Origin of the sequence: Nitrososphaera sp., from assembly GCF_037447015.1 — an archaeon.
In the GTDB taxonomy this organism is placed as follows: Archaea; Thermoproteota; Nitrososphaeria; order Nitrososphaerales; family Nitrososphaeraceae; genus Nitrososphaera.
Genome location: NZ_JBBIHK010000001.1, coordinates 81,858 through 102,660, shown reverse-complemented (window position 1 = coordinate 102,660; position 20,803 = coordinate 81,858). Strand labels below are relative to the sequence as shown.

General features: G+C 58.0%; 28 protein-coding genes. 9 read left to right on the top strand and 19 right to left on the bottom strand.

The genetic code is table 11. The features are described 5' to 3' along the window. Nucleotides 1-26: 26 nt before the first annotated feature. From WKI84_RS00555 to WKI84_RS00530, 6 genes are all read right to left on the bottom strand, one after another. Nucleotides 27-200 (bottom strand): hypothetical protein, encoded by a 174-nt coding sequence (locus tag WKI84_RS00555; RefSeq protein ID WP_337861560.1) that lies wholly within the window; start codon nt 198-200, stop codon nt 27-29. A gap of 124 nt (nt 201-324) precedes the next feature. Continuing rightward, the gene (locus WKI84_RS00550; protein ID WP_337861559.1) at nt 325-528 is read right to left on the bottom strand and encodes a hypothetical protein; all 204 of its coding nucleotides are present in this window, start codon (nt 526-528) and stop codon (nt 325-327) included. Between the two features lie 44 nt (nt 529-572). Further along, nucleotides 573-830 (bottom strand): hypothetical protein, encoded by a 258-nt coding sequence (locus tag WKI84_RS00545; protein ID WP_337861558.1) that lies wholly within the window; start codon nt 828-830, stop codon nt 573-575. 13 nt (nt 831-843) lie between these two features. Then, nucleotides 844-2,148, bottom strand: coding sequence for a DEAD/DEAH box helicase (locus tag WKI84_RS00540; RefSeq protein WP_337861557.1), 1,305 nt, complete (start codon nt 2,146-2,148; stop codon nt 844-846). A gap of 22 nt (nt 2,149-2,170) precedes the next feature. Further along, a complete protein-coding gene (locus tag WKI84_RS00535) occupies nt 2,171-2,506 on the bottom strand; it encodes a translation initiation factor eIF-1A (RefSeq protein WP_337861556.1) in 336 nt (111 codons plus the stop codon). Nucleotides 2,507-2,599: 93 nt separating this feature from the next. Beyond that, a complete protein-coding gene (locus tag WKI84_RS00530; protein ID WP_337861555.1) occupies nt 2,600-3,421 on the bottom strand; it encodes a plastocyanin/azurin family copper-binding protein in 822 nt (273 codons plus the stop codon). A gap of 103 nt (nt 3,422-3,524) precedes the next feature. Between WKI84_RS00530 and WKI84_RS00525 the strand changes: the two genes are divergently transcribed. Together WKI84_RS00525 and WKI84_RS00520 are read left to right on the top strand one after the other, a co-directional pair. Continuing rightward, nucleotides 3,525-3,812, top strand: a complete 288-nt coding sequence (locus tag WKI84_RS00525; RefSeq protein ID WP_337861554.1) for a hypothetical protein — start codon at nt 3,525-3,527, stop codon at nt 3,810-3,812. 4 nt (nt 3,813-3,816) lie between these two features. Continuing rightward, the gene (locus WKI84_RS00520) at nt 3,817-4,161 is read left to right on the top strand and encodes a hypothetical protein (protein ID WP_337861553.1); all 345 of its coding nucleotides are present in this window, start codon (nt 3,817-3,819) and stop codon (nt 4,159-4,161) included. Here the strand turns inward: WKI84_RS00520 and WKI84_RS00515 are convergent. The 6 genes from WKI84_RS00515 to WKI84_RS00490 form a co-directional block, all read right to left on the bottom strand. After that, nucleotides 4,106-4,357 carry a hypothetical protein gene (locus WKI84_RS00515; RefSeq protein WP_337861552.1) on the bottom strand — a complete coding sequence of 84 codons (252 nt, stop codon included), beginning with the start codon at nt 4,355-4,357 and terminating at the stop codon, nt 4,106-4,108. The two genes, WKI84_RS00520 and WKI84_RS00515, sit on opposite strands and share 56 nt — an antisense overlap. 39 nt (nt 4,358-4,396) lie before the next feature. Continuing rightward, nucleotides 4,397-5,908 (bottom strand): MFS transporter, encoded by a 1,512-nt coding sequence (locus tag WKI84_RS00510; protein WP_337861551.1) that lies wholly within the window; start codon nt 5,906-5,908, stop codon nt 4,397-4,399. Between the two features lie 92 nt (nt 5,909-6,000). Next, nucleotides 6,001-7,041 carry a PfkB family carbohydrate kinase gene (locus tag WKI84_RS00505; protein ID WP_337861550.1) on the bottom strand — a complete coding sequence of 347 codons (1,041 nt, stop codon included), beginning with the start codon at nt 7,039-7,041 and terminating at the stop codon, nt 6,001-6,003. A 167-nt stretch (nt 7,042-7,208) separates the two neighbouring features. Continuing rightward, nucleotides 7,209-8,879 (bottom strand): thermosome subunit beta, encoded by a 1,671-nt coding sequence (gene thsB / locus WKI84_RS00500; protein ID WP_337861549.1) that lies wholly within the window; start codon nt 8,877-8,879, stop codon nt 7,209-7,211. 60 nt (nt 8,880-8,939) lie between these two features. Then, nucleotides 8,940-9,365: a thioesterase family protein gene (locus WKI84_RS00495; RefSeq protein WP_337861548.1), complete on the bottom strand. Its 426-nt coding sequence runs from the start codon at nt 9,363-9,365 to the stop codon at nt 8,940-8,942. Between the two features lie 65 nt (nt 9,366-9,430). Beyond that, on the bottom strand, nt 9,431-9,646 hold the full coding sequence (locus tag WKI84_RS00490) for a hypothetical protein (RefSeq protein WP_337861547.1): 216 nt from the start codon (nt 9,644-9,646) through the stop codon (nt 9,431-9,433). 301 nt (nt 9,647-9,947) lie between these two features. Between WKI84_RS00490 and WKI84_RS00485 the strand changes: the two genes are divergently transcribed. Further along, nucleotides 9,948-10,223: a 50S ribosomal protein L44e gene (locus tag WKI84_RS00485; protein WP_337861546.1), complete on the top strand. Its 276-nt coding sequence runs from the start codon at nt 9,948-9,950 to the stop codon at nt 10,221-10,223. 2 nt (nt 10,224-10,225) lie between these two features. Continuing rightward, entirely contained in the window at nt 10,226-10,426 is a 201-nt protein-coding gene (locus tag WKI84_RS00480; protein ID WP_337861545.1) for a 30S ribosomal protein S27e, read from the top strand. Here the strand turns inward: WKI84_RS00480 and WKI84_RS00475 are convergent. The 6 genes from WKI84_RS00475 to WKI84_RS00450 all read right to left on the bottom strand — a co-directional run bounded on the left by WKI84_RS00475 (nt 10,379) and on the right by WKI84_RS00450 (nt 16,432). Continuing rightward, nucleotides 10,379-11,038, bottom strand: a complete 660-nt coding sequence (locus WKI84_RS00475; protein ID WP_337861544.1) for an NTP transferase domain-containing protein — start codon at nt 11,036-11,038, stop codon at nt 10,379-10,381. The genes WKI84_RS00480 and WKI84_RS00475 overlap by 48 nt on opposite strands. Then, a complete protein-coding gene (gene cobS / locus WKI84_RS00470; RefSeq protein ID WP_337861543.1) occupies nt 11,035-11,853 on the bottom strand; it encodes an adenosylcobinamide-GDP ribazoletransferase in 819 nt (272 codons plus the stop codon). The genes WKI84_RS00475 and cobS overlap by 4 nt, the downstream gene beginning before the upstream one ends. After that, a complete protein-coding gene (locus WKI84_RS00465; RefSeq protein WP_337861542.1) occupies nt 11,840-12,808 on the bottom strand; it encodes a cobalamin biosynthesis protein in 969 nt (322 codons plus the stop codon). The genes cobS and WKI84_RS00465 overlap by 14 nt, the downstream gene beginning before the upstream one ends. 2 nt (nt 12,809-12,810) lie before the next feature. After that, nucleotides 12,811-13,680, bottom strand: a complete 870-nt coding sequence (locus WKI84_RS00460) for a cobyric acid synthase (RefSeq protein ID WP_337861541.1) — start codon at nt 13,678-13,680, stop codon at nt 12,811-12,813. After that, the gene (locus WKI84_RS00455) at nt 13,673-14,824 is read right to left on the bottom strand and encodes a histidinol-phosphate transaminase (RefSeq protein WP_337861540.1); all 1,152 of its coding nucleotides are present in this window, start codon (nt 14,822-14,824) and stop codon (nt 13,673-13,675) included. The genes WKI84_RS00460 and WKI84_RS00455 overlap by 8 nt, the downstream gene beginning before the upstream one ends. 69 nt (nt 14,825-14,893) lie before the next feature. Then, nucleotides 14,894-16,432 (bottom strand): phospholipid carrier-dependent glycosyltransferase, encoded by a 1,539-nt coding sequence (locus tag WKI84_RS00450; protein WP_337861539.1) that lies wholly within the window; start codon nt 16,430-16,432, stop codon nt 14,894-14,896. A 113-nt stretch (nt 16,433-16,545) separates the two neighbouring features. Between WKI84_RS00450 and asd the strand changes: the two genes are divergently transcribed. The 3 genes from asd to WKI84_RS00435 all read left to right on the top strand — a co-directional run bounded on the left by asd (nt 16,546) and on the right by WKI84_RS00435 (nt 19,182). Beyond that, on the top strand, nt 16,546-17,622 hold the full coding sequence (gene asd / locus WKI84_RS00445; protein WP_337861538.1) for an aspartate-semialdehyde dehydrogenase: 1,077 nt from the start codon (nt 16,546-16,548) through the stop codon (nt 17,620-17,622). Nucleotides 17,623-17,758: 136 nt separating this feature from the next. Continuing rightward, nucleotides 17,759-18,241, top strand: a complete 483-nt coding sequence (locus WKI84_RS00440; RefSeq protein ID WP_337861537.1) for an Lrp/AsnC family transcriptional regulator — start codon at nt 17,759-17,761, stop codon at nt 18,239-18,241. A 53-nt stretch (nt 18,242-18,294) separates the two neighbouring features. Beyond that, entirely contained in the window at nt 18,295-19,182 is an 888-nt protein-coding gene (locus WKI84_RS00435) for a heme o synthase (RefSeq protein WP_337861536.1), read from the top strand. On the opposite strand, the gene WKI84_RS00430 is transcribed toward WKI84_RS00435, so the two are convergent. Beyond that, complete coding sequence (locus WKI84_RS00430; protein ID WP_337861535.1) at nt 19,141-19,896, bottom strand: ribosome biogenesis protein; 756 nt, start codon at nt 19,894-19,896, stop codon at nt 19,141-19,143. The genes WKI84_RS00435 and WKI84_RS00430 overlap by 42 nt on opposite strands. Nucleotides 19,897-19,972: 76 nt before the next feature. Here WKI84_RS00430 and WKI84_RS00425 point away from each other — a divergent pair, with 76 nt between their 5' ends. Together WKI84_RS00425 and WKI84_RS00420 are read left to right on the top strand one after the other, a co-directional pair. Continuing rightward, nucleotides 19,973-20,317 (top strand): RNase P subunit, encoded by a 345-nt coding sequence (locus WKI84_RS00425; protein WP_337861534.1) that lies wholly within the window; start codon nt 19,973-19,975, stop codon nt 20,315-20,317. A 24-nt stretch (nt 20,318-20,341) separates the two neighbouring features. Next, nucleotides 20,342-20,797 (top strand): 30S ribosomal protein S19e, encoded by a 456-nt coding sequence (locus tag WKI84_RS00420; protein ID WP_337861533.1) that lies wholly within the window; start codon nt 20,342-20,344, stop codon nt 20,795-20,797. Nucleotides 20,798-20,803: the final 6 nt, after the last annotated feature.

Sequence of the window (20,803 nt, the reverse complement as noted above, 5' to 3'; positions counted from 1 at the left end):
TCTTTTTTTTGTAATGAAATAATATCTCATAAATTGCAGCGCAAAATGTCCGATGCGTCTATCTTTTTGCCAGCGTAGGCCCCGCCTGCCTTGTCCTCGACTATGATGAACTTGCCCCTGCCTACGTGCACCACGCTTGCTACTACCGAAGTGCCACCGATCTCTACCAGGCACCACGAGCCTGCCTTTGCTTTCTCCATGCTAGAGTACACAGTAGATTGAATTACGCGGCAAGCAATTTAACGGTTGTTCTGGACTGGCATTTACATACATGCACGCTTTACCATGCGGCGGTGGCTGATGCTATGTTTTGTATTATTGTTATCAGCCTGTCTGCTTCAGGCTGTAGCGCCTGACTATCTCCCTGTCTATCTCCTCGTGCTTGATCTGCTCTCCCCTTCTCCCGGGAGTCTTCATGCCCTGCTGGTTCACCTTTTTCCTCTCGTCTTCCAGCTCGTTTCTGCTCTTTTTCCGAAGCTCCTGCGCATACAGCTCGCGAAAAGACCTCTCCTGTTCAGTATCTCCCATAAGCGGCCCCACCCATATACGCTCACTAGTGTGCAAAGCTTGGTTTAACTGTTACTGCTGTCATTGCCATCTCTGCCCCCGGCGGCCACCGAATATTCCTGCTGTTGTTGTTGCTGCTGTTGCCGCGCCGGCCTTGGCTTTTGTTTTGCTTTCGTCATAAGCTGCGGGGTGTAGGTTATGCCGTGGTCTATCTTTAGGTGGCTCAGGAAGGCGACCCCGTTGTTGACGGTGTCTTTGACGATTAGCTCCCGCCCGCAGATGCTGCACTTTATAATGTGCTCGTCGTCTCTTGGGGCCGACAAGCCTTTCTCTCCCTTACCTCCGTCCCTTGCTGCTCGTCCTATTGTTGTTACTGCTGTCATTATGCTGGTGGTGGTGGCGGCGATGATTGTGATGATGGTGATGGTCGCGGCGGTACTTTACAAACGACGGCTGCTGCATGCTGCGCCTTGCCGGCGCAGGTATGCCCATCTCCTCGTTCAGCCTGCTTATCCCTGCCGATGACGACGTCCCTTTGGACTGCCTCAGTATCTTTTCAAAGTCTGGGAACCTGTCCGGCGTCACGAGCGACACAGCCCTGCCCTGCGCGCCGGCCCTCGCCGTCCTGCCGATGCGGTGAAAGTACGTCTCTGTGTCTATGGGCACGTCGTAGTTTATCACGTGGCCCACGGCAGGCACGTCTATACCCCTTGCCGCAATGTCTGTAGCCACGAGCACGCTGTCTGCCCCTTTCCTGAACCTCTGCATGACGGTGTCTCTCTGCTTCTGGTGCAAATCGCCGTGGATTGCGGAGCAGCGGAACCCCTCCTGCCGCAGGTCCCGGGCCAGCCTGTCAGTCCTGTTCTTGGTGGCTGCAAACACGATGGCCTGCTCCTTGAGCGGCCGCATGATGTCGACCAGCCTGACAAACTTTTCCTGCTCGCCGACCAGCAGGTAAGCCTGCGAAACGCTCTTGACCGCAGTCTGTTCCGTGTTGAGCCTGACTTCGCGCATCATGTCGCCCTTGCGCATATAGTCCCTTGCCAGCTTCAATATCTCCTGCGACATGGTGGCCGAGAAAAGCATCGTCTGCCTGTCCCTGTTGTTTGATATGCGGGACAGTATGAACTTGATGTCGTCGATAAAGCCCATGTCGAGCATCCTGTCAGCCTCGTCGAGGACGACGTACATGATGTCGCCAAGCCTTATCGTGCTCCTCTGAAGGTGGTCGATCAGCCTGCCCGGCGTGGCGACGATTATCTGCGGGCCCTTCCTCAGCTTTTCGCGCTGCAGGCCAAAGCTCTCGCCGCCATAGACTGCCACCGCCCTTGCGTTCGGAGTGTGGCGCGCAAGCCTGTTTATCTCGCCTGTGACCTGCACTGCAAGCTCCCTGGTCGGGACCAGCACGAGCGCCTGCGGCTGCCTGCTTCCATGGCTGCTGCCGCCCATCTTTGACAGCAGGGGGAGTGCAAACGCGGCGGTCTTGCCGGTGCCTGTGTGCGCCTGGCCCAGAACGTCCTTGCCCTGAAGTATTAGCGGTATTGCCGCCTCCTGTATCGGAAACGGCGTCTCAAAGCCGCTTTCTTTCAGGGCGGCAAGGACGCTGTCGCCAAGTCCAAGCTCTGCAAATGTCTTGGGCATGCCTCTCTTTCTCTCTCTTTCCCTATTCCTCGAGGCCAGTCAGCTTGCCGTCAGCCTTTAGCTTCTCTGCGTGCGCCGAGATGTACCTCCATATGATGTCTGCCTTGTCCGACTGGAAGTCCCATGGCGCCACCAGCACAAGGTCGTTATCGCGTATCCACATCCTCCTCTTTATCTTGCCTCTGATTCGGCACGTGCGTACTTTGCCGTCTGTACATTTTACAATGATGTTGTCGCCGCCGACGAGCTTGATGACCCTCCCAAAAAGCTGGCCCTCGCCCGGCATGACCATCTCTTTCAACTGTGCTTCGTTCAGAACTTTTCTTTTGCCTAAGTTTAAAACCAAGGATGCTTCCATCGTCGGGGTTAAAAGTCTACGCTTTATGGGCGGGGAGTAAGTGGGGGACCTTTTCATTATTATTAGACAAGCGTATGTCGCAACAATGCCCTTCTAGGGCGCTGCTATCGTCAGCGTGCCCTTCATCCCCTCTTCAGAGTGGATGGTGCAGTGGTAGTCAAACGTGCCTGCCTCTGCAAAAGTGTGCTCCCAGTCCTCGTTCTGGCCGAAAAAGCCGCTGTCCAGCTTTTCCTCCGCCCCTGACGCCGTCCTGTACACCCCGACGACGTTGTGCTTTATCGCCGACTCGTTGACCCACCTTACAGTCGAGCCTGCGTCGGCAGTCACCCTTTCAGGCAGGTACATATTCACGCCGCCGTACACGATGTCTTTTCTCAGCGTCTCTGTCATGACGTGCTCTTGCTCGTCCTGTATGCTGACTACTTTATCTCTTTCAAGGTCGACTGCCACGTTCCATATCTTTTGGCGCGACTGGCCCTGCCTGCCGTCCAGCTCGGAAAACCCTGCCTGCACGTACGGCCTGCCGTCCACGAACTGCCAGTTCTGGGTTATCACAACCTGCCCAAGGCCGCTGTGCGTCACCTTGCCCTCCAGGCTGACAAACGCGCTAGGCTGCACCGCCGCCACGGTCAGCGCCCTGCCACCTCTTGCTTCCCCGATTATCTGCTGCACGCGGGGGTCTTTTTTCGCAATTTCCCACGACTCTTTTGCCACGTCGTTTATCGCATAGATGTACGTGTTGTTCGCCGGCGTCGGCTCCTGCAGCACCTTGACCTCGGACTGCAGGGATATGTTCTCAAGAGTGCGGAAATCCTGAGCGTGTTCCTCCGGCAGCATCTTGGACTGCATCAGGATGGTGCCCCCTGCAACGAACACCGCCACGACTGCGATGACCCCGATGAAATCCTTCCGCACTATGGTGTCTTGCTGCGCAAAAACTCGCTATATACCATGTGGTGCATCAGCCGAAATTAAATTAAATAGCCGCGCGCAGCAAAGTGCATCCGGATAGATACGTATGATGTCCTCGTCTTCTATTGCCGTTGAATACTATGAGAAAAAGTTTGGTGGCGACTCCAAGGCCGCGTTCATACACCTTGTGCGGGAAATAGGCGAGATAGCGTTTGCGATGGAGAAAAGCAACACCGAGCACGCCAAGCTAGAGATAACCGAGTCAGTCGCGCTCCTGCACTACCTGGCGTCGAAATACGGCCTCGACGTGGACGCCAACATGCAGGCCGTTTATTCCAAAAAGATGCAGTCGCTCCGGGACTCCTCTACGTCTTCTCCTCCTGCTCCTAAATGATGACATGAGCCTCCGGCAGAACCTTGACGCCATATCGCAGGTGCTGCGCGACACGTTTGCCGTCGAGCCGTTCAAGCGCAACTACGACACGGTCTTTGCACAGGTCGCAGCCGTCCTGCGCCGGTACGGGCTGGAGGAGAACCCGCGCAATCTGCGCTTCCGCTTTATCCTGTGCGTGCATGCATGCATGCAAGAGTTCTTTGACGGCATCCCGCAGGAGCAGTGGCGCGTCAAGGACCCAGCTTTTGTCAAAGAATCGGAGGAGTTTGCCATCGCAAAATTCCGCGAATGGGTCATCGAGCAGGTGACTTGGCTTTTGCATTTGCGGCCCACTGCTCGTACATTTTAATAAGCTCGTCCACGTCCCGGCCGTCTTCGGAATACGTGACTATTACCGCAAAGGTGCCCTTTGCGTCGTGGCCCCTTGCAAAATAGCCCCAGAACGTGTCCGGCAGCCGCTGAAAGTTAGACCTGTCCATTGCGACGCCTGCGAGGTTGCGGCCCAGCGCGTCGGCGACCCTGGCCGCGTCTTGTGCTTCGATCATGGCGATATTATGTGTGTGTGGCAATAATACGTCGCATGATCATTTAAACTGCGCCGCGGCTGCAGCAGGCTCTATTCTTGAGATGGCGCGCCTGAGCGCAAACGCCAGCGCCACAAGCGCCACTGCGAGCGCGGACACAAACAGGAATATCGACGTGTATTGCGCCGGCGCCGGGAAACTGGCGCCGCCTATGGTCACCTGCCCTGCCTGCATGAACATGCCTGCCACCGCAGGGCCGACCGACGCCCCCGCCAGCCGAAAGAGTGTGTTCATGCCAAACGACACGCCCATGTGCTTTGGCGGGGTGGCCATGGTGTTCATGTTTATCTGGCCCACGTCGGTAAGCGAAAGGCCGGTGGCAATGATCGCAAGGCCGGCAGCAAGCTGGACCGGCGCGCCGTGGAAAAAGAGCATGCCTGCAAACCCTGCAAGCGCGATGGCCGCGCCGGCGATGGCAACACGGGGAGCGCCCATTCTGGAAATGATGTAGCCGGACGTCGGCCCGAATGCGAGCGCCACTATCGAGAAGGGCAGCTGCACATGCGCAGCATCTGCCGCGGTGCCTCCAAAGCCGGAAGGGCCGGGGCTCCTGACAAGCACTGGCACGGTCTGGAACACGGCAAACATCGACAGGCCGATGATGATCGCTATCACGTTTGAGAGCAGTATGGGCCGGAACGACATCAGCTTCAGGTCCACTAGGGGCGCGCTCGACCTCCTTTCGACAAGGATGAACACTGCAAGCGAGGCGAGGCCGCCTGCAAAAAATGCCGCCGGCAACAGCGGCAACAACCTGGCGCCATCCGTGCTGTTACTGTTGCCATCACCACCATCATTTTCGGTGCCCGCCTGCACAAAGTTGAGAGCCGAAAGCAAGAGTATCACCGTGGCTGCAAGCGCCGCGATGCCTGCTATGTCTATCCTCGATTTCTCGGCTGGCTCGTCGGCGACCCGCACAAGCCGGGCGATCACCACTATGAGGGCGACCACTACCGGGGCGACCGGGTAAAAGGTGGCGCGCCAGCCAAAGCTGTTCGTTATCGTGCCCCCTGCCATCAGCCCTATGACCGCCCCAAACGCAAACATCGAGATCAGCGTGCCCTGCGCTATAGCCAGCTTTTCCCGGGGGAACCTGTCGCGCACTATGCCAAACACGATTGGAAAGAACGAGATGCCGATCCCCTGCACGGACCGCGCCGCGACCATGGTGTAAATGTCGGTGGCAAAGCCGCCAGCAAGGACGCCTGCCGCGTAGATGCCCATCACTATCATGAGCATCTTTTTCCTGCCGTACATGTCTGACAGCCTGCCGACCACGGGGACGGATATGGCGCCCACTATCAGGAACGACGACAGGATCCACGACGACGTGCTGTAGCTGATGCCAAACTCGTCTATCAGGTCCGGGATCGCCGGCAGGAGCATCGTCTCTGCATACACGGCGACGACCGCGATGCTGCTCAGTATGGCAAGCACCTTCCACGGCGATAACGTCGTCGAAGGCGATGACGAGGATGATGATGACGACGACGGCAGTGTCTTTTCGGCCAACTGCGACTGACTGGCTCTTTCTTTGCGCCCACCTTATTTAATCCGGGCAGTTGCCAGGGGCTTACCGTCGCTCTGCTATTGCTTCTACTACATTACTGGACGCGCTCTATGAGCTCAAACACCTTGTTCATGGCCGGTGGCTCGCCCGACGCGTCGCGCACAAACAGCGAAGCTGCGGCGTTTGCAAACAGCAGGCGCTCTCCTGGATCAAGGCCGGCTATGTACCCTACAATGTCTGCCGCGTCCCACACGTCGCCTGCCCCTGTCAGCGTCTTTGGGTCGACCTTGATGCCGTGCGCAAACTCGGCCTCCTTGCCGTTTGACCACGCCGCGCCTATGCGCGTGTGCAGGTCGGTGGTGATCCCGACGCTCTCGGCTATCTTTTTTGCCGCGCCCCTGACGTCGTCAGGCCCGTAGCTTTTAGCGCCCAGCCTGATCTCGAGGCCGAGCGCCTCCGCAAGGTGGTCGCACTCGTTCTCGTTTATGCTGAGGCAGTCCGTTACCTGCGAGAGCTTGAAAAGCGCGTCGCGGAATTCCTGCTTTCTGGCAGAAATGTCGGCAGGGTCTATGAAATGCAGGGCAGAAGGGGAGTTCTCAAACGCATAGCCTGCAAGGTCGGTGCCCTTGGAGTTGCTCGCCCAGTTGACCACCATCACGGCGTCAGCCTTTTTCAGGACGGCCCGGTCTTCCTGCGACGCTATCCTGTCTGGGCCAAAATCCCCGGCGTCGCCCACGTCGCTCACCATCACGTTCACCTTGTTACTGTTGTTATACGGGAACTCAAAAGCGGTAGTGTAGCCTTGCCTTCCTCGCGATATCCTCAGTTCCGCCCTGTCGCCAAGGGGGGCAAACACCTGCCTGAGCATGGCCGCCCCCATGTCGTCTGCCACCGTGAACAGCGTCACTTTTACGCCGAGTTTTGCAAGCGCGTACGCGACGTTGGCCGCATTGCCTCCTTTGATGTCTGTGGTCGGGAAGCCCCTGACGCTTCCGCCGCCGCATTTTGCCTTCTCCTCAAGGGCGGCAAACAGCCTCTCCTTGGACTCGAGCCTGATTATCCTGTCGATGAAAAAGTCTGGCATCACGGCGATAGAGCCGGCGACGTACAGCTGCTTTAGCTTTTCAATGATCAATATAGCTTCTTTCTCCTTTCACCTGGCGACTGATTTGTGTGCTTGTTTGTCCGTACAGCGCGCGGTATTTGTTTTTTGTCAAAAGAAATAGCGATGCAGGATAAAAGAGAAAAAGGAAGGAGAAAAGAGGGGCAGGAAACGAAAGGAAAGAGACCTTGCGCCCTTTCTTATTCCATTCCCATGCCGCCCATTCCACCCATACCGCCCATGCCGCCACCTCCTGGCGGCCCGGACGGCATCTTGGACTTGCTGGCGGCTATCACGTCGTCGATCCTCAGGAGCATGGACGCTACCTCTGTGGCAGACTTGATTATCTGCTGCTTGACGACTACAGGCTCTAGTACGTTCTGCTTGTACATGTCGGCCACCTGCGTGTTCCTTGCGTCCACGCCCGTCCACTTGGCGCCCTTGCTCTGCTTGGCGCGAAGCTCGGTCATGGTGTCTATCGGGTCCATGCCGGCGTTCTCGGCCAGGTTGAGCGGGATGGCGTCGAGCGCGTCTGCAAACTTTTGCACGGCAAGCTGCGCCCTGCCCTCCTGGCTTGACGACCACTGGCGCAGCTCGTTTGCGATGTACGCCTCCGGCGCCCCGCCACCTGCCACTATGGCCGGCTTTTCAAGCACATCTTTCATGACCATGAGCGCGTCGTGGAGTGACCTTTCCGCCTCGTCGACCACGCGCTGCGAGCCTCCACGGACCAAGATAGTGACAGACTTGGGGTTCTTGCACCCTTCAATGAACACCCACTTGTCAGTCTCTACTTTTCTTTCTTCCACAAGCTCGGCAGAGCCCAGATCCTTTGACGTAAGGTCGTCCAGGTTGTTGACAATCCTGGCACCTGTAGCACGGGACATCTTGGTCATGTCGCTCTCCTTTACCCTGCGCACTGCAAGCACGCCTGCCTTGGCCAGGTAGTGCTGCGCAATGTCGTCGATGCCCTTCTGGCACAGGACGACGTTTGCGCCCGATGCCTTGATCTTGTCGACCATCGACTTTAACATGCGGTTCTCTTCTTCGAGGAACATCTGCATCTGCTGCGGGTCAGAGATGCGTATCTCGGCGCTCATCTCTGTCTTTTCAATCTCCAGAGCCGAGTTGACAAGTGCTATCTTGGCCTTCTCTATGCGCTTGGGCATGCCTGCATGGACGACTTCCTTGTCGAGCACTATGCCCCTGATCAGCTTGGTGTCGCGCATCGAGCCGCCTGCCTTTTTCTCGACCTTGATGTCGTCAAGGTCGACCTTCAGGCCGCCCTCGTCCGTCTTTTCAGCCACCTGCTTGGTCGCGTCCACCACTATCTGGCCAAGGAGCGGGCTGTCTTCAGACACGAGCTTGGAGTCCATGCTCGTCCTGGCTATCTTTAGCAGCATGTCCTTGTCAGAGACATCGACCTGCACCGCTATCTTTTCCAAAAGCTTGAGCGCCTGCTCTGCCGCCGCGTTGTAGCCGTCAACTATGACTGAAGGGTGTACGTCCTTGTTGATGAGCTCCTCCGCCCTCTCGAGCAGCGCGCCAGCAAACACCACAGAAGAAGTGGTGCCGTCGCCAACCTCGTTGTCCACTGATTTGGCGACTTCGACCATCATCTTTGCCGCCGGATGCTGCACGTCAATCTCCTTCAGAATGGTGGCGCCGTCGTTTGTGATTGTGACGTCACCCAGGTTGTCCACGAGCATCTTGTCCATGCCCCGGGGGCCCAGGCTTGTCTTCACTATCTCTGCGATCAGCTTTGCCGCCATGATGTTGTTCTTTTGAGCTTCCCTTCCCTTGCTTTCCTTTGTCCCTTCCTTCAGGATCAATACTGGCATTCCGCCAGCCGTTGTTTGAATCGATGCCATTGTCACTACTCACCTTATATAGAGAATATGACAGATCCCGTTCCATCTCTTATATATTTTTCACAGGCCGAGCCTTTTCTGCTTCTCTGCAAACTTGGCCCTGAACCGGGGCACGTTGATGACAAACCGCTCGTGCCTCCCCTCGCCTATCTTTTCCAGCCTGTCTGCTGCCTCCACGTCAAACATCACCCTCCTTCCGTCGATTGCCGACACCCTTGCCTTCAGGTACACTTCCGCTCCCACCGGCGTTGCGGCCAGGTGCCTGACGTCGACTATTGTGCCCACCGAGTCCCACTCTGGCTCGGGTATGGCCTGCTCCTTCAGGAGCAGCCTGCACGTCTCCTCCATCTCCAGTATCATCGAGGGTGTGGACATTACGTTCTCGCCCTCCCACAGAAAGCTTGTCGTCATGTTTGCGTCCACCCTTATCGTGCGCTCCTTGGTGGCCCCCACCTTCAGTCTTGACAGCCTGTCGTCTGCGCCCATGTTTTCTTTTTCCTCCTCCTTCCCTCTCTCCCTACTGCTCTGATGCTGTATGAAAAAAAGCTTGTTTAAAACTTGTGCCGGCGGGCGTCCACCTTGCGCTCCCTTTCTTCCTTGACGTGGTGCAGCCTGTCCTTTTCGTGCAGGAAAAGCCTGCCGCACTCGGCGCATTTCAACGCGTGACGCCTGTGGGCCTCCTGCGCATGCCTTACCAGCTCGTCGTAGCTGCCGAAATGGGCGTGGCAGTCCTCGCACTCGTGCTTGTTGCGGGAGAACGGAATCATGGGAAAAGTAAGGAAAAGCCTGCGCTAAAAGGATGACTGAAAAAGAAAGGGAGGCGAGATCCCGCTTGTCTTCTTACTTGCTGCGCCTCATGCCAGAAGCGATGGCATAGGCCAGACCGACGATAAGGCCAAAGGCCAACGGAATCCAGACCGGGAATGCTGCCAACTCGATTGACTGCCCTAACAGCGATTCGAACATGCCATAGCGTTATTTCCACAAGTATATTAGATTTTCTAAAACGGTGGCCTTCGCTTATCCGGACATACATTAAATTACCCTGATGCGGTTGCTGTAGGGTATATGAAGATGGAGAAGGAGATGCGCAAGTTCTGCCCCAAGTGCAAGACGCACACCATCCACACGGTCTCGCTCTACAAGAAGGGCAAGGACAGGACGATGGCAGAGGGAGCGCGCAGGCACGCCGAGGACAAGAAGGGCTACGGTGGCCAAAAGTTCCCCGAGCTCAAGAGGACTGCCAAGACCACGAAAAAGATGACTTTGCGCTATGCATGTAAAACCTGCCAGAGGAAGACCATGAAGCAGGGGCTCAGGATACGCAAGCTGGAGATCGGCTAGACATGAAGCGGGAAAACATACTGATACCCAAGCCGAGGAGCAATTTCGTCTCTATACAGTGCGAAAAGTGCGGCGCCAAGACGGTCGTGTTCTCGCACACCACGCGCAACATAAGCTGCTCTGGCTGCGGCGAGCCGCTTGCGACAAGCTCTGGCTCAAAGGCCCTCATCACGGGCAAGGTCCTGGGCGTTCTGGACCAGTAAAAGGCGCCTGGCCACCTCTTTTTCATCTTTTGTGTTCACGTTCACCGCCAGCTCGACCATGTTCATTGCGACGTACGACTCGTCTACTGCGCTGTTGCAGACGGCGCCTGCGTCAAAGAGCGTGATGCCAGAGTGGCAATAGCCTCCGCCGTCTACAGTCACGCTCGGCTTGACGCCAAGCTTCTCTGCAAACTCTATTTCAAAGACGATGGAGGCTGCAGGCGTCCTCTCCAGGTCGCCCTCGAGCGCATCCACCGCTTTTTCCACCGCCTGCGGCGTCAGGAGAGGCAGGTCGGCCGGCACGACGAGCACCTTTTCAGGCACAAGCCTGGACAGCACGAGCGAGAGGTCTTGCGGGTAGCCGACGCCCGGAGTATCTATGACCTCTACCCTGCCTGTAGAAAGCAGAAACTCTCTTGTCCTGGGCGTGTTTGGGGACACTGCAGCAGCTATCCTGGAAAACCTGCCGGACTTGGCAAGCGCCAGATAGACCCGCTCGACAAAGCGCCTGCCTGCAATCTCTATCATGGGCTTTTCTATCTTTCCTTTGCCTTTGCCCATCCGGCTGCCCCTGCCGCCGCACATTATCACTGCTGCCACCGTCGTTGTCATTGTAACATCACCACCACCATCATCTCCCATCCGGCTGCCCCCGCCGTCATGGTCGAGAGCACGACAAGGGCGGCCAGCCTCGAGATCTCGTTGGACGCGCCAAGGACATCGCCTGATATGCCACCAAAGCTCCTCTTTGACACGTGCCGCAGCAGGGCGCCAAGGGCTACTGCCACGCCGACTGCAGCAATACCTGCATAGCCGGACGCAAGCCAGACGATCGGGGCCATTATCGCAGTTGCGGCAAGCATCTTTTTCCTCCCGTTATCTCTCATGGCCGCGGTAAAAGGCGAGCTGAACCCCTCCCACGCCGACGTGCCCTTGAACGTCAGGAGCACCATCACGTATTTTGCAATGACCTCGGCCGCCACGATGCTTGTAAATATCTTGATTCCTGGAAAACCTGTGTTAAAGACGATTATCATGCCTGCAAAATACATGACAAGGGCGGCCACGCCGGCAGAGCCGACGGCGGGGTCCATCATTGCCTTGCGCTTGACCTCCTTGCCCCCCTTGGCCATCATGCCGTCGGCAAAGTCTGCAAGGGCGTCGGTGTGGTGCACGCCGGTTATTATGACAAGCGCCCCGGCCACAAGCAGGCCCACCATGAGCGGAGGCAGAAAGAGCGACGTGCCGTACGCCATGCCGCCTATTATTACGCCAATGACGGCGCCGGCAAGCGGGAACAGGTACATGTTCCTCGCTATGTAGTGGATGTCGTAGTCGAGATGGCGCCCGCCGCCCTTCTCCACGCCCGCTATGGGCAGGATGGTCAGGAACGCAAGCACCGACTGGACGGGCCTAAGGGACGCCAAGTAGCAATAGCCTCCACCAGCCTGCCAGATATAAGAGTGACATGGCAGGCAACGAGAACACCACGAAAAACAGCACGGTCGTCAGCTTCATTATAGAGATCGCAGTCGCGCATTTCTCAAGCGTGGCCTGCTCCTGGCTGTCGCCCAGCTGGTAGTGGCCTATCTTTTCCAGCCTTATCCGCAGCGCGCCGGCGACCGCGGCCATGGGGTAGCCTGCGTTTGGCGAGAACGTCTTGCCATGGTCGCGCCTTAGCACCTGCAACGAGTTCTTCCAGTCGGCGCCCAGGATCCTGGCCGACGCCACCATGAGAAACGCTGCAATCCTTGCAGGCACATAGTTTGCAGCCGTGTCCAGCCGGGCAGACATCCAGCCGATGTGGCGGTAGTAATCGTCTTTGTAGCCAACCATCGAGTCGAGCGTGTTTATCGCCCTGTACGCAAAGGCGCCGCCGGGGCCAAGGAGCGAGTAGTAAAAGACGGGCCCTGCGATGCCGTCGACCGTGCTCTCGCTCACGCACTCGATGGTTGCAGAAAGCACGTGCTGCTCGTCAAGGTCGTCTGTCTTGCGCCTCACTATCATGGACAGGTTCTGCCTTGCGCCGGGCAGGTCGCCTCTCTCCAGGCAGGCCATTATTGCCCGGGCGTGCCTCTCCATCCCGCGCACAGCAACAGTCGCCTTCAGCGCGACGGCTGAAAACGCTGCCAGGGCAAAGACGCCGGCAAGCTGCAGGCTCGCCACTGCCGCAAAGTGGGCGGCCGCGCCGACCAGGGCTACCAGCAGGAGCGCAAAGGTGATCCCCTTTGCCCTCTCTGCTCTTGCAGATGCTGATTTCAGCCTCGGCACGAAAAAGCCTATCAGCCGGCCAAGCCATGCCACGGGGTGGTACCGGTTTGGCGGGTCGCCAAGGGCCCAGTCGAGCAGCAGCCCGCCGGCAAGCGCGTAAAGGAGCAGCATCGCTAGAGCCTGGCCACCTCGTACAGCTTGCCCACGTCGACGCTCTCCTTGAGGGCCTTTGCCAGCAGGTCCACCTGCCACCCCCACGACTCTTGCGAGGCGTCGCCCCTGTCCGCCGGCGACGCATTGCTGCCGCCGCCGGTGAGCGAGTCTTCCTCTGGCAGGTCGAAAGCTATTTTCGGTATCACCCCAAGCACGCGCTTTTTGGTCATCTTTTGCGCCACGCTGATCGCCGGCTCTAAAAGCGTCGGGTCGCCCCGGAACTTGTTTATCAGGAAACCCTTGACAAGCGCCCTGTGCTTTGGCCTGAGCAGCTGCATCGTGCCAACCATGCTTGCAAAGCAGCCGCCCCGCTCAATGTCTGCCACTATCACGACCGGCGCGCGCACCTTCTCTGCAAGGAGCATGTTGGCAATGTCGTGCTCTGCGATGTTTATTTCGGCAGGCGAGCCTGCCCCCTCTATCACGACGACATCGTTTTCCCTCCTGAGCTCGGCAAGCGCCTTGAGCGCAAGCGGCAGGCCGTGCCTGAGCGCAAAAGAGTCATAGTATTCCCGGGCGTGCATCTCGGCGTAGAACCTGCCGTTCACTATCACCTCGCTCCTGTAGTCGCCAAGCGGCCTGAGCAGTATTGGGTTCATGCGCGGGTCGGGCTCCTTCCTCGCCGCGACCGCCTGCACGGCCTGTGCCCTTGCCATCTTTAGGCCTGAGCCGGCCAAGACAAAGAGGTTGGACGACATATTCTGCGACTTGAACGGCGCCACACTGTAGCCGTCGTCTGACAGCAGCCTGCACAGGCCGGCTACAAGCGTGCTCTTGCCTGCGCCCGACGACGTCCCCTGCACCATCAGGAGCCTTGCAAGCCTAGCCACCTTTCGTTATCGCCTCCAGAGCCTTTACGAGTGCAACGTTCTCCCTGTGCGTCTTGACAGCCACCCTGATATGCTGCGAGCCCATGCCCGTGAACGTGCTGCAGTCCCGCACGAGGACGCCTGTCTTTTTCAGCAGCCTGTCGCGAAACTCGGTGGAATCCTGGTTTTCTCCTCCCCCCCCTTCAAGCCTGATCATGAAAAAGTTTGCGTCGGATTTGAGCGGCGTCAGGGACCCTACCCTGCTGCCTATCCTTTCAAACAAAAAGGCGCGCTCTTTTTCCACGAGCGCCCTTGTCTTTTTCAGGTGGCTTTCTGCGCTGGCAAGGGCTGCCACTCCTGCCGCCTGCGCCAGACCGTTGACGTTCCAGGGAGCGGCCATGGCTGACAGCCTGGCCGCGATCTCGGGACTTGACACGCTGTAGCCCGCCCGCAGGCCGGCCATGCCAAACGACTTGGTCAGCGAGCGCAGCACCACCAGGTTCGGGTGGTCGTCGACAAGCTTTACCATCGACTCGCCTCCGTTCCTGCCTGCCGCCGTTGTAGTCGTCGTCGTTGTTGTCGCAAGCTCGATAAAGCACTCGTCCAGCAGCACCATCCACTGGCTGCCTGCATTTTCGATTATCTTTTTTACCGCAGCGGTGTCGAGCCTGCCGGTCGGGTTGTTCGGGTTGCAGAGAAAGATTGCGCCCCCCTCCGACCCTCTTGCGGCAGCTGCCAGCACCGCGTCAGGGTCGAGTGCAAAATCAGCAGTCAGCGGGACAAACTCGGCACGCAGCCCTGCCTTTTGCGACGCAAGCTCGTATTCGCAGAAGGTGGGCGCCGGGATTATCGCGCGTCTATTGCCTCCTCCTCTTTCGACAGAAGAAGCGGCCAGCCGGGCAAACCAGTAGATTATCTCTGCCGCCCCGTTGCCTGCCGCCACCTGCTCCTGCTTTACCTTGAGGTACCTGGCGACCGCCTTTTTCAGCTGGCGGCATTGCGGGTCGGGATAGGTGGTCACAAGCTGTCCCATGTCCTTTGCAATAGCCCTCATCGCCTCCCTGGGCATACCGAGGGGGTTGATGCTTGAGCTGCAGTCGACCCTGACCAGCCTGTGATCGACCGAATACGCCCCTCCGTGGGAGCAATGATGCGCCAGCGCCACTACAATTCTTCATTGGGGCAGTCTGTATTTATAGGGTGTATCCTGCCCAAGCAAGCCCTCTCATTTTTTTTATCTCGCCATCCTCACTTCTACCAGGCGGCCGTCCTGCGGCGTCCGCAGGCTCGTGTACGGGTATCTGTTCATGTCGTACTCTCTAGCTTTGCCTTCAAACGTAGCGGCGGTCACCGTGCTATCGTACAGCGCCTGGAGCTTGCCGCTCTCGCCCATGTTGTCCCTAAAGTGGCCGTCAACGACCAGCACCACTTCTTTTCCTGCCTTCAAGGGCCGGAACATGGCGTCGCGGTAATCCAAAAGCGCATCCCTGCCAGAATGGATAAAGATCCACGAATACGACGGGCTGGACACCACTATCGTATTGTTCTCGCCGTCATCGCCAGCGGTAGTTTCAAGCACGTAGGAGACGGCTGCAAACTGGGCCGAGCTCAGGTCCAGCGAAACCAGCATGGCTGTGCTTGCCAGCCCAAACGCCAGGATGCCTGCTACCGCCGGCCACGCCACCTCTGGCCTGTAATCGGCAACCCTTCCAAGCAGCAGGCCGCCGGCTATGCAAAACACGGGCAGGAGCGCCATCCAGTGAAAGTACTGGAGGTAAACGCCGCTTGCCAGAAACGCAAGGAACGGCCCGGCCCACAACAGCAGAGCACAGTCGCGCCTTGCCACTGCAAAAGCAAGGCCGGCAGACCCGAGCGCAAAGAGCACGGGGTCGGCAGCGGCAAAAGTCTGGACAAACCGGGGAAAATCGCCGCTCCTGCCGGCCTGCCTGAGCACGCCGGCCTGCCAGTATGCGAGCTGGCCCCTTGCCATAGCCACGAGCGGCCACAGCGCCGGGATGGCAGCGGCAGGTGCGAGCCACGCTGCCAGGCCGGCCAGCTTTTGCCTCCACCCTGCTGCTGTGGCAGCAACAGCCTTTATCACCAGGTACCCGACGAATGGCGCAAAGAGCGCGGCGGGGGCTTTGGTAAAGACTGCCGTGCCAAGCAGCACGCCAGAGAGTATGATGAAAGCATGCTTTTTCCTGCCACTGTTATTGTTATCGTCTGCCGCGCGGACTGCAAAAAACACCGACCCCAGTATGAAGGGGAGCATCATCGAGTCAAGCAGTACCCTGCGGGTGATCCACGTGAACGGCATAACGGCAAACAGCGCCGACGCGATGATGGCTGTCCTGCTCCCGTACCTGCGCTCTGCTATGCCGTATATGAGGAGCGTGTCAATGACTGAGAGGATGCCCATGAACGCCCTTGGGACGGCGTACAGGCCGGCGACCGACGCTGCATCCGCTGAAGGCGGCAAGACGGAGCCGTTGCCGGGCGCATATCCTGCGAGCCAGAGGACGGCTGCGAGCATGATCTGGCCAAAATATGGGTGGTCATAGTAGGTGCCGGGTTCCTGCACGCCTTCTCCCCCGGCGAGGATGTGCATCGCCCTGCGCATGTAGACGCCTTCGTCGTAAAACACGTCCGGAAAGCCGGCAGGGTTCCAGATGTGGGTAAAGGACGAGAGGGCGAGGATTGCGACGAGCAGGCCGGCCGCGCCCCTGCGCCTGCCGGCTACGATGCCCGTCGCCGCAGCCTTTCTCGTCGCCATGTACAGGCCATCCCCCTCTACTGCTCTATTAGCCTTTGTTGAGGCACGTTCTATGCATGCCTCCTATCTGGAAAAACGATTATTAGTTGCTCTACGACAATTGCGCTCCGTATATGCTCAAGGTAGCAGTGATAGGGGCCACTGGCGCCGTGGGCCAAGAGTTTGTCGTGGCCCTCAACAAGCACAGGTGGTTCCAGCTGACCCAGGTGGCAGCGTCTGAAAGGTCGGCAGGCAAGAAATACGTGGACGCGATCCGCGACCCCAGCTCGGGGATACTGAGGTGGCACAACCGCGAAGAGGTGCCCGAGTACGTCAGGAACATGGTCGTCAGCAGGGTGGAGGACATCAAGCCGGAGAACTTTGACCTCATATTCACGGCGCTCGAGTCCGACGACGCCAAGGTGATAGAGCCCAAGTTCGCCCGGACGACGCCGGTGATAAGCACCGCGGCCGCTTTCCGCTACGAGGCCGACGTGCCGATACTGATACCCGGCATAAACGACGAGCAGGTGGATCTTTTGAACGTGCAAAAGAAGAACCGCGGCTGGAAGGGTTTCATCGCCCCGCTGCCAAACTGCACCACCACCGGCCTTGCCATCACACTCAAGCCGATACTGGACAAGTACGGCATCGAGAAAGTGTTCATGACCTCGATGCAGGCGCTCTCCGGCGCAGGAAGGTCGCCCGGCGTCATTGCGCTTGACATCATGGACAACGTCATCCCCTACATCCCAAAGGAAGAGGAAAAGGTGCAGGTGGAAGCAAAAAAGATCCTCGGCTCGATGGGCAAAGAGTCCATCACGCCTGCCGATTTCAGGGTGAGCTGCACGTGCACGCGCGTGCCGGTCCTGGACGGCCATACCGAGTCGGTCTTTGTAGAGACGGAAAAGCCGGCAGAAGCCGAAGACGTGAAAAAAGAGATGCTGAAATTCAGCAGGAACGTGTCTATAAAGGCGCTCCCGACTGCTCCAAAGGAATACATCATGGTGCATGACGACCCGACGCGCCCGCAGCCCCGTATAGACCGTGAAATTAACGACGGTATGACCACCGTGGTGGGAAGGCTCCGCAAGGACACGGCCTTTGACAACGGCATCAAGTACGTGCTCCTGTCGCACAACGAAAAGATGGGGTCCGCCAAGGGGGCGGTCCTGCTGGCCGAGCTGCTAAAGGACAAAAAGATCCTCTAGCTCTTTCCTCTTTTTCAATTCTTTGCAAAACCCTCGAAGGAAGGCATGGTCTTGTAAAATATTGAAATCTGGAACGGCTAAACACCGTTTTATAGGTTTATTAACACCCTGCATCTTTAATTATGCTCGGCTTTCGATGGGAAAGATAGACGATCTCGACGTAAAAATTTTGAGCGAACTTGCCAAGGATGCTAGCATTTCTGTCCCCCGGCTTTCAAAGAAAATCAACGTCAACGCGTCAGTGGTTTACAGCAGGATAAAGCGCCTGGTAAAGAAGGGGCTCATCAAAAAGTTCACGATCGTCATCAACGACGAGGCGCTAGGCTTTAACGTCAAGGCGCTGACCGGCATCAACATGGACTCGAAACTCCGCGACAACGTGCTTGGCGAGCTGTTCAAGATCCCCGAGGTCAGGGAGGTCTCGGAGGTGACCGGCAGGTTCGACATCATAGTCACGATGAACGCACACTCGCTTGACGAGATGCACCAGATAATATCAGAAAAGATAGGCAGGATAGAGGGGGTGCAAAAGACCGAGACGTTCATCGAGATGCGCAAGACCGTGCGCGACGTTGCATACCCTGCAAGCGGCGGCAGTGGCGACAGCGATGACAAGTAATTATAAATAACATTAGCGCCGCCTTTAGGTCAGGCTATAACTACTTGGACACCGTGCACCAGGTTTCGCTAGGCACCAAGATTAGGGACTATTACGAGCTTACCAAGCCCAAGATCTGGTACCTCCTCGTCTTTACGGCTTTTGGCGCGGCCCTGACGGCGTCCCTTCTCTTTGACATACCGGTAACTCCCCTTACCTGGCTGCTGCTCATCGGGGGCGTCGCAGCAGGCTCTGCGGCTGCCGACACGCTCACCGGCTACAACGACCGGGACATTGACGCCATCATGGACCGGACCAAAGGCAGGCCGATCCCGTCCGGCAGGATAAGGCCCAAGAGCGCGCTTGCGTTTGGCCTTGCGCTTGCTGCCATATCCTTGGTGTGCGCCTGGTTCATCAACCCGCTTGCGTTTGGCCTGATGGCGTTTGGCCTGTTTGACAACATCATCGTCTACAGCAAGTGGCTCAAGCGCCGCAGCCAGTCCAACATAATTCTGGGCGGGTTTTCCGGCGGCGCGCCGGCGCTCATAGGCTACGTTGCAGTTACCACGCAGAACATCGAGATCGGCCTCGTGATGGCCGGCCTGGTGTTCCTGTGGATACCGACGCACATATGGAGCCTGGCGCTCCATGTAAAGAAGGATTACTCGCGCGCCAAGGTGCCGATGCTGCCGGTGGTGTCGAGCGAAAAGACTTCGATCCGGGTCATCGCAGGGACCACCATAATGATGGTGGTGTTCAGCGTGCTCCCCTTCTTTTTCAACCAGTTCGGGCTAGTCTACCTGCTGACTGCCGCGGTGTTTGGCGCGGCAATGATAGCAATGTCCGTATGGCTGCTGGTAAAGCCGAGCGAAAGGGCGTCGTGGACCGTCTTCAAGTTTTCAAGCCCGTACCTGACTGCGCTATTTATCGCGTTTATGGTGGACGCCGGCCTCAAGCCGTAGCGCCTTTTCGCACTCGTATATCAGCCTGGCAATCACCACGTGCGCTTCAAGCCCTGTCGGGTGGACTGAATATGTGCAGTTGAACAGCTGCGTCGTCTTTTCGCCGAAATGGCCCTTTGGAAAGCCGCCGACCACAAACATGACGTTCTCCTCCCAGTCGCCGGCTGCAAGGTTCTTGGCGACCACCTCCTGCACGGTGGACTGGACGCCGGCGCTTGACAGGCCCACTATCCTGGCCGGCGCCACTTCTCTTGCCAGCTCTTCAAGCGTAGAATCTCGCATCTCCATCAGCACCTTGCCGTCGTCGCTCTTTACGGCGCCGTCGCGAAAGAGCGCCGACATGACCCCTTCAAAGCGGAAATAGGACTTGGGAACCCTCAGGCCCTCTGCCATCGAGATTACTTTGTCCCCAACAGTATGCACAAACACCTGCAGCCTGCCTTCGATGAACAGCGGGGTGGAAAGCGCCTCCATCAGCGCAAAATGCACAATGTCCGGCCTGCCGCGCTTCCACGCCCCGTCGAGCTTTTTCATGGCGGCGTGGTGGTAACTTCTGTCCAGCAGCATTTCGGCCGGCCTGGCGCCGAGCCTGCGGGCCCTGCCCGCCACGGCAGGATGCGTCGCTATCTCTTTTGGCACCGTCTCAAGCGCCGCCTCTGCTATCACCAGCGTTACCGCATTTGTTGTTATCGTGGCCGTACAGGCGACTGCCACCGGGCCTTATATTAATCCCAGCTTGGTTTATCTGCCAGCGCAAGCTGACGATCTCGCATATTAGCTGGTATCTGCGGTGGGGGACAGCAAAAAACACGTCAGGAAAAAGCAGCAGGCGGTAAAAGAGATAGCGCGCGAGCGCATAGAGATCCTGCTGGCATCTGCCCTGCAAGAGCGCGATCTGGAACTGGCAGAAAAGCAGGCCGGCCTTGCCAAAAAGATAGCGATGCGCCACCGCGTGCGCCTGCCCTACCGCCTGCGCCAGCTGTTCTGCAAAAAATGCAAGGCGTTCATCGTCCCCGGCAGGGACTCGCGGGTGCGCACCGGCCGGTCGCGCACCAGGGCCGTCAGGATCACGTGCGCAAGGTGCGGCCACACCTACAGAAAGGTCATTGCGGCGCGCCGGAATAAGGATTTATAAGGCCTACTCGAACCTGCATTTTGCATGGCCAAGGTTTACGACGTTCCGGCTGACGAGCTGATCTCCCGGCTAGCCGAGCAGCTGAAGAAGGACAAAAAGATAGAGCCTCCAGCGTGGTCGGTGTTTGTCAAGACGGGCTCGCACGCCGACAAGATCCCCCAGAACAGAGACTGGTGGTTTACAAGGTGCGCTTCGCTATTGAGAAAGATTTACCTCCACGGACCCATCAGCGTCGCCGACCTGAAGGTGGAGTACGGCGGCCGCAAAAAGGTTGGATACAACCTCGCCCACCACAGGGACGGCGGCGGCGCCATCGTCAGGCACGCCATCCAGCAGCTTGAAGCCGCAGGATACGTGACCAAGATCCAGGGCAAGGGCAGGATAGTCACGAGCGAGGGGACGAAAAAGCTGGACAGGCTTGCGACAGAGATCCACAAAGAGCTCGTCAAGGCAGTCCCGGCCCTCCAGCGCTACGGGTAAAAGCAG